Source organism: Microcoleus sp. BR0-C5 (assembly GCF_036705045.1).
Taxonomy (GTDB): domain Bacteria; phylum Cyanobacteriota; class Cyanobacteriia; order Cyanobacteriales; family Microcoleaceae; genus Microcoleus.
In genome coordinates, this window is the sequence record NZ_JAUBTR010000062.1 from 26,943 (window position 1) to 34,947 (window position 8,005).

At 44.6% G+C, this 8,005-nt stretch carries 7 protein-coding genes and 2 tRNA genes; 5 read left to right on the forward strand and 4 right to left on the reverse strand.

The genetic code is table 11. The features are described 5' to 3' along the window. Positions 1-296 precede the first annotated feature (296 nt). Complete coding sequence (locus QUB08_RS24065; RefSeq protein ID WP_333227763.1) at positions 297-755, forward strand: hypothetical protein; 459 nt, start codon at positions 297-299, stop codon at positions 753-755. A gap of 403 nt (positions 756-1,158) precedes the next feature. Here QUB08_RS24065 and QUB08_RS24070 read toward each other — a convergent pair whose 3' ends face one another. Then, positions 1,159-1,536 carry a Mo-dependent nitrogenase C-terminal domain-containing protein gene (locus tag QUB08_RS24070; protein ID WP_333227765.1) on the reverse strand — a complete coding sequence of 126 codons (378 nt, stop codon included), beginning with the start codon at positions 1,534-1,536 and terminating at the stop codon, positions 1,159-1,161. A 469-nt stretch (positions 1,537-2,005) separates the two neighbouring features. Between QUB08_RS24070 and QUB08_RS24075 the strand changes: the two genes are divergently transcribed. After that, positions 2,006-2,596 (forward strand): rhomboid family intramembrane serine protease, encoded by a 591-nt coding sequence (locus QUB08_RS24075; RefSeq protein ID WP_333227767.1) that lies wholly within the window; start codon positions 2,006-2,008, stop codon positions 2,594-2,596. Positions 2,597-2,719: 123 nt separating this feature from the next. On the opposite strand, the gene QUB08_RS24080 is transcribed toward QUB08_RS24075, so the two are convergent. Continuing rightward, a complete protein-coding gene (locus QUB08_RS24080; protein WP_333227769.1) occupies positions 2,720-5,608 on the reverse strand; it encodes a PAS domain S-box protein in 2,889 nt (962 codons plus the stop codon). A 964-nt stretch (positions 5,609-6,572) separates the two neighbouring features. On the opposite strand from QUB08_RS24080, the gene QUB08_RS24085 reads away from it, so the two are divergent. The 3 genes from QUB08_RS24085 (at position 6,573) to QUB08_RS24095 (ending at position 7,372) form a co-directional block, all read left to right on the forward strand. After that, on the forward strand, positions 6,573-6,953 hold the full coding sequence (locus tag QUB08_RS24085) for a hypothetical protein (RefSeq protein WP_333227770.1): 381 nt from the start codon (positions 6,573-6,575) through the stop codon (positions 6,951-6,953). Positions 6,954-6,962: 9 nt separating this feature from the next. Then, the gene (locus tag QUB08_RS24090; RefSeq protein WP_333227772.1) at positions 6,963-7,097 is read left to right on the forward strand and encodes a hypothetical protein; all 135 of its coding nucleotides are present in this window, start codon (positions 6,963-6,965) and stop codon (positions 7,095-7,097) included. Between the two features lie 86 nt (positions 7,098-7,183). After that, on the forward strand, positions 7,184-7,372 hold the full coding sequence (locus QUB08_RS24095; protein WP_333127372.1) for a DUF2949 domain-containing protein: 189 nt from the start codon (positions 7,184-7,186) through the stop codon (positions 7,370-7,372). A 409-nt stretch (positions 7,373-7,781) separates the two neighbouring features. Here QUB08_RS24095 and QUB08_RS24100 read toward each other — a convergent pair. Continuing rightward, positions 7,782-7,858 (reverse strand) — tRNA-Met (locus QUB08_RS24100). Positions 7,859-7,932: 74 nt separating this feature from the next. Then, positions 7,933-8,005, reverse strand: a tRNA-Met gene (locus QUB08_RS24105).

Here is an 8,005-nt window from a genome sequence, read left to right on the forward strand (position 1 = left end):
CAATCCAAAGTGCCAGTTTTTTAATTGTCAGTTGGCTAGTCAGTTGCAGGGAAACTCACAGAAAAATATCATTCTCAGCAACCAGCTTTCGACTATACATTCAATCCTCTTGTGGGGTGGGCTTCTAGCCTGCCCCTAAAAGCTTATTGAGAATTGCGCCCTATCTCAGGGAAAACGGAAATTGCATCCAGGCATTTCCTCCTTTAGGCCAATTGTGAAAACTGTACTGTTCGATCGCTCTAATCAATCCAACTTACCTAGATTAGACGCATCAACATATTTTAAAGGAATGACTTATGAACTTCACAGCAAGACTCACACAAACCAGCTTACTCGGTTTAATGCTATTTGCCAGCAATCCAGCGGCAACCTTTGCTCTAGGACAATCGAACACAAGCACTGCACCAACAGCGTCTCGCACTCAGTCTCCGATTGAAACCATACAAATAGCTAATGTATCCACTCCCCAAAAACAGGTGAGAGATTTTTGTGTTCGCAAAAGACAGACACTGGCAAACTATTTCGAGACCAGTAACTTTCGGATTTATCTGTGCTACAACCACGCCCATCAACTATATTACTACGGCGTTAAAAAGAGTAACGGCAGCACAATCGCCCTGCGTGCTCGAACTGAAGAGGGGACTGGTTACGTGGCAAAAAATGGCACCTACGATTACATCGTTACAGGAGCCAGCCTTAGTATTTATAACAAAGGCAAACGCATTCTCGAACAACGAGTGATTCGCTCCCTTTAGTATATAAATGCGATCGCTCTTTCAAGCCCCGACTTCTTCAAAAAGCCGGGGATCTAACAGAAGATCAGGCTTTTCTGCTGAGGCAGACGAAAGTTTGTCTAATTTAACCTCGAACTCAAATGATCGGCATTTCGCCACATTTGAGTTTGAGGTTAATATCGTTTCCGGTTGCATCGGAATAATAAAATCGAGTCAACAGTTAACACTCAACCATTCAGTTTTTCGACATAGAGTCAACAGTCAACAGTCAACAGTCAACAGTCAACAGTCAACAATAATAAGGAGTGCAACCGGAATTGATATAACAGGTTTCAACCGCCGAATAATCTCAAAATAAAAAACCCCTCCCCAACAAGGAGAAGGGAGGGTAAAAAGACAGTGAGAAATTTAAGTTTTTGCAGAATTAACAATAAGGAGTTACATCTTCGCCACACTCGTCAGCCAAATAACACAAAGCTCGAAAGCGCAGCCCAACCACTTGCTCGTAAAGCGGATTTAACTTGCACAGCGGCGGAATGGATAATAAAGTGCGATCGCCAATTTTGACTTCTCGCTCAAACGGACACTGGCTGGGAATAAACTTACACAGCAACCGAGCCAACTTTTGACTTTTAATTGCAGTGTTATCAAGCCATTGTTTTAGCGGATGCAAGGGGTCAAAGTGTGGCTTTTGACCGTAAGGTTGAGAATTTGTAGCGACATTAACGGCGGTTTCTTGTTTGCCAAATCCTACCCAATTTGGCAGAGTTCGGTAGGAAATTGTATGCTCAAATACGTTCATTTTGCTCTGTTCCTCTTTTATAACGAGGTGCCAAGAACTCTCTGTAGAGCTTGTGCGATTTTATCTACAATCAGTATCTACAGCATCTCGTTTTGCTTTACCGGATTGAACTTCTTAAATTAATGACTTAAGGCGAGAAAAGTAGTTCCTGATTTTTTTAAAGGCTTTGTGCGCTCTAAAAACTGTCCTCATTTCAAGCCCAACAATTGATTGATAGGGTAAAAATTCTGTCTTCTACGTTTTAGCTTCAACCTTCGGTTGACTCTCCTTTTGTAGTTCAATTACAATTGTGACGCATCCAGGTGAATTATCCTATACGTGAAAATGCGGAACTTTTAATAAAACTTATAATATTTCTAAATAAGCTCTGCTGCAAAAAACCCTGAAACCTCGCGGCAACTATCTTTGCTCGCGATCGCTCAGAAACTTCTACAATGAGAAATAATCGATATCATCGCCCTCACCACCCATGAGCAACCCAGAAACCAAAGCTATCACCCGCGAATTGCAAAGCCACGCCGCCATTCTCGGTGGCTTCGTCTCCCTCCTCTGGATTATCGAAATTGTCGATGTATTCGTGTTCGGAGGCAGGCTGAATGCCTACGGAGTCCGCCCCCGCAGCCTCGACGGACTTCAAGGTATCCTGTTGATGCCTTTTCTACACGGCAGTTTTGCTCACTTAGCCGCCAATACCCTCCCTTTAGTGACATTGGGTTGGTTGATCATGCTGCGAGAAATTAGCGACTTTTTTATCGTGAGTGCCGTCACTGTGCTAGTCAGCGGATTCGGAGTTTGGCTAACTGGCGCGCCCTATTCCGTTCACATTGGTGCCAGCGGATTAATCTTTGGTTACTTCGGCTTCTTACTGCTGAGGGGCTATTTTGAACGCAGCTTTACATCTATTTTGGTATCTTTAATTGTCGGTTTCTTCTACGGCAGTTTAATTTGGGGAGTTTTGCCCTCGCAGCCGGGAGTTTCCTGGCAAGCGCATTTCTTTGGCTTTGTCGGCGGGGTATTAACAGCTCAACTTTTGGGGCGGCAGAAACGGCAAATTAACTAAGATTAGGACTTATGTTGCATGGTATCATCACCTTGGTTTATTGCCCAGAACTTATCTGAAAGCGTAGCTTTTTTGTCAATAAACCTGGTTTCTTGTGTAACAAGTGCGTCCCGGATAGCAAGACTAATTGCTGACCAATAATTCAACGCGGGCCGGCAAGCACACAGTAAAAACCGAACCGCAACCTAACTCGCTTTCAACGTGCATATCGCCACCCATCATCACGCAAAAGTGACGGCTAATAGTCAATCCCAAACCCGTGCCGCCATACTTGCGCGTAGTTGAGGCGTCGCCCTGCATAAAAGCTTGAAATAAATGCTGCAATTGTTCGGGGGGAATCCCAATGCCCGTATCAGCTACGCGAAAAATTATTGAGTCGGAAGGTTCGGCTACTTCTTGAGTAGTTAAGCTGTCATGTTTAACTCTTTTAATGCAGAGGGTAATAGTGCCGTTTTCCGTAAATTTGGCTGAATTGCTCAGCAGGTTGAGCAATATTTGACGAGTTTTGGTAATGTCAGCATACATCATTCCCAAGTCGTCAGCACAATCAACTTCAAACTTATTAGAATTTTTATCTACCAAGGGTTTTACAGTAGAAACTACCTCATCAATTAAATTAACCGGGTTGAAAGTTTCTAAGTAAAGTTCCATCCGACCTGCTTCAATCTTAGAAATATCTAGAATGTCGCTAATTAAACATAGCAAGTGTTTGCCCGCTGTTTGAATTTTTTGCAAGTCGGGGATAAAATCTTCGCAGCCTAAATCCTCGGCGTCTTCTTTGAGCATATCGCTGTAACCAATAATCGCGTTGAGGGGAGTTCGCAATTCGTGGCTCATATTAGCTAAAAAGGCGCTTTTGGCTTGGTTTGCAGCTTGAGCGGTTTGAGCGACCTTTTGGAATTCTTCTGCTAATTTGCGCTGGGTAATATCTTCGGCAATACCGACGATGCGGTAAATTTGCCCTGTTTCGTTGCGGACTGGAAAAGCCCGATCGCGCACCCAGCAAACTGAACCGTCGGATCGCACTACCCGATACTCCTCATCATAATCGCCCCGCACCTGTTTCTCAAAAGCAGCCTTGACGCGATCGAGATCCTCCGGGTGAATAGCATCCCAAAAAGCCCCCGGTTCTGAGTGCAAACTCTGACTGCTCAAATTCCATATTTTTTCGCAAGCAGGGCTCACATAAACTAGCTGCTTTTGATTGGGTTCTCTAATCCAAAATACCTCATGAATATTTTCTGCCAACTGGCGAAACCGCTCCTCGCTAGCCCGCAACTGCCCCACAGCATTGTGAAATTCAGTCACATCCTGAATCAGCGATGCCACGCCGATGATGCTGCCGTCAGCATCGACCAAAGTGGTATTGTACCACTCACAAAGAATAATTTTGCCGTCCTTTCTCATGTTCTCGTTAATGCTGGTAACTCCTCCTTGATTAGTTAGCAAAGTTATAGATAGTTGCCTGACATACTCCTTACCACTTTCAGGAACTATGAGATCGACTCCGTGGCGTCCCATAGCTTCCAAGCGGCTGTATCCAAAAATTCTTTCCGCTGACAAATTCCATTCCGCTACGTGAAAATTTAGATCCCATTCAATCGCCCCCAAAGGAGTTTGGTGAAGATGGAGAGCCAGTTTTTGCTGCGATTTTTGCAGAGAAATAATTAATTGATTTTTGTCGGCGATCGCAGATTCCACTCGATCTTCTAGAGTAGTAAACGACTCTTCCAATTGACCAGCCATTGTATTAAAAGAGCGAGCCAGGACACCGACCTCATCCTCTCGCTCTACAGATGCCATCAAGCGGGAATCTACCGCCATCGAGTCCCATTCTCCCCGGGACAAAGCCTCCGCAGCCTTGCTCAGACGCCGAATCGGTACAACAATCCATCTCGAAGTCAGACCGCCAATCGCTGTTGCCAGCACCAAAGCACCCAGACACATCAGCACAGTATACCGAGTGTTGGCATGAATCCTTTCCATAAAATCCGCTTCAGGAACCGTCACCACAATCAACCAATCGAGGCCCCTGCTGTCTGAGAGCGGCGTCACCTGTAGAAATTGCCGTTCACCGTCGATCGTAAAATCTAACTGGCGAGATTTGTCAATTTTGCCCAAATCCCCGAAGCGTTCTGTCAAATAGCGGGCACTCGATCGAATTAGAACATTCTTGCTACTGGCTGCCACAATCCGTTTTGCAACACCATTGCTAACAATAAATGGCGGTTCCCGATTAGAATTAGCCACCAATTGCCCAGACCTTTCTACAATAAAAGTCTGTCCTGATTTGCCAATTTTTAGAGTTTCCAAGAATTGATTTATCTTGGAAAGTGTCAAGTCAGAACCCAGGACTCCTATCAGTTTCCCATCATCACCATAGACTGGTTGAGCAGCCGTAATCGCTAGTTTTGGAGCATCAAAATAAGTATAAATTTTACTCCAAGTCGGTTTGCCTGCCCGCAGCGGAGCTATATACCAAGGTCTGATGCGGGGGTCGTAGTTGAGAGTAGTTTTTAATAGCTTGGTTGGTTCTCCGAACTCCGACGGCGCGTAGCTGTAAAAGTTATAGCCGGTAGATTGATTGGAAATCTGAACTTGCAACTTGCCGTCGTCTAGGCGTTCAACTCCAATAAAATCTTTTTGTTCGGAGGCGAATTGAATGTAGCTAATTTTATCAAAGGTTGTGATTTGTTTGGAGAAGTAGCGTTGCAAATTATCAGCATCCTGCACGTTCAAAATGCCGAGACGGATGGCATCGAGATTGAGCTGATTGATTTGGTGGGGTGTTTTGATATAAGTATAAATATGTTGCTGGATACGCGATGTGACTTCTGCCCGCAGTTGTGCGGCAACATCGTTGACGGCTATGCGGCCGTTCCGCAGCGACAGCCACCCCGTCAACCCTACCGCAGCGAAAGTCTGGAGGGCAAAAGGCACAACAAGGACGATGCGAATTGGCACTTTGCCCGACATTTTTAAAATCGGGTCGGTCAGATATTTGATTGGCATGGTAAAGCAGAACTATTATGAACCCACAACATTCCGGTCATTCGATTTTAGATTTTAGATTTTAGATTTTAGATTTTAGATTGACACCACGGATAAATCCGGGGGCTTGAGGATGCAAGGATTTTGGATTTTGGATTGATTCCACGGATAAATCCGGGAGCTTGTACCATCAAGAAATTATTGATCAAGTACAACTTGATGAGCGCAGATTTTGAAGTTGAGATGGTTTTAGTAGGCAAAGTGCTGTTAATAACTCGGAATCTGCCGCTGGCAACTGAATTTTAACGACTGCCACCGCCATCTTAGCGCGATCGTCCGCTTTGGGAACATTGGCGATCGAGATGAATGCAGTATCAATCCTGGACTGACTCTACACGCTCATACTATTATAGATTTGAGATTCAAGAATTAAAGAATTGAGAAAGGCTGATTCTGTAAGGGTTTAGAATTTGCCGGCAGTTGCATTTTTTTTTTGAACTGGTATCTCAAACCAGGTTTTTTTAGCGTTTTGGCGGTCTGCAACGAACTATTTTCGTGAAAAAAAACCGATGGATAGCCGCCCGTGCGTCCAGCACTAACTATTTTTCCACTCCTGACGGACGCTAATCAAACAAACCAAGTTTTTGGTTGACTCATTCCTGAAATGACGTATTTTGGTGTTTCAACCCGGTTGCTGCGTCAGTTCTATTTGACCGATAGCGCTATCCAAAGTTATAAGTTTTCACAGGAACTTTAATTGATATCTCCACAAGCAGCTACTTTTGATAGAGTGCAACTTAATTCCGGCTCGGTACAATAAGCACATATAGCAATCCTAAATCATTCAGATAAATTTGTAGGGGTAGTGCCTTTCTTTGCCTACCCCCTATCTATCGGGGCAACCGGGCGTGGGATTGCCCCTACAATAATTACGCAAATCATTTAGGATTGCTATAGTAGGATGCAACTAGCGGAGGCATGGATTATGAACGCAGTTATTGCTACTCTTGGCACTGCTCTCGGAGTGAGCTCAATTTTTATCGGTTTGACCCAGGCGGTTCTCGCCCAACAAAGACTGCAACCAACGCCCCAATATTCGGAAACGACTTTATCTGGGGACTCGTTGAGGACTGTGGAGGACAGAAGCTTAGACTCGGACTACCAAAACTTGATTGGTGAACCAGAAACGGCAGCTAATTCTGCTAGAAGGGAAAGAAGCTTGGGCGACACATTTCGCCTCAAAATCGAAGGCCCATTGGAATTTATTACTACTCCTTCGGACGCCCAGCGTCAAGGAAATCCTTTACCTCCCAAACAAACCGACAGCGGTACAGAAGCGGGAGTTCAGCTTCAGCTAGGACTTTAGGAATTTTAAATGAATTCATTTGAAGCGAGCGATCGCGGAACCCAATTTTTGATTGTCGCAACTATTGTGACTGCGATCGCTTTTTTATCAGAGTTTTATCACAAGTTTTGTGCGGTTTCCATCACACAAGGTTCTCTATTGTGAACCTAAGATTAGACCAATTAAACTTCCGATACAGACCGATTAGCTACATATCTTTACAATAGCGCATAAAACTGGCGGTGAAGGTGATGGGAAAGGCTCAACTGATCGATTATTTGAGGGGGGAGTTGGCGATATCGAATTCTGCGATCGCCGTTGCTCTCCGACACGGTGAACAAGATGCCAGCGAACTGCCGATGCTTCTGTGGCAATACGGGTTAGTAACACTGGAACAGTTAAATCTGATTTTTGATTGGTTGGAAGCTCAGCCGACTTAGCAATTTAAAATCCTGATTTAAAAAATATGGATATCGGATTGCAATTTTTTAACAAATAAAGCTTGCACAAACGGTCGTCTGAAAGTATAGGGTTGAGTGTTTAGGTTGAGGGTGGGTCTTATTTTGTCCCAATTAGAAAAATACAAATATACAGTAGGGACACAGCAGTGCTGTGTCCTCATTTTTGTGGCGGCCTAAAATAAACTGCTTTCATATCAAATCTGGCAGCATCGGAATTAATATTACCCACAGCTTTCGAGGCGGCAGTGCCGTCTCCTCTTTATCATGTCGCTCGTGCAAGCGGAAACGATATCAATCTGTCCAAGATGCGATCGCAGAAGGCATCAAACAGACGGCATAAAACAAACCCCAGCAACTTTTAGGCTTCCGGGGCTTGTCTTGTTTAATTTGGTGGCGGGAAGTGGATTTGAACCACTGACCTTCGGGTTATGAGCCCGACGAGCTACCAGGCTGCTCTATCCCGCGTCGCTTTGTCTTTCTGTAGTGGTTTCCAAAAACAAAACCCTGAAACCTTAATGATTACAGGGTTCGCTTGAATTTGGTGGCGGGAAGTGGATTTGAACCACTGACCTTCGGGTTATGAGCCCGACGAGCTACCAGGCTGCTCTATCC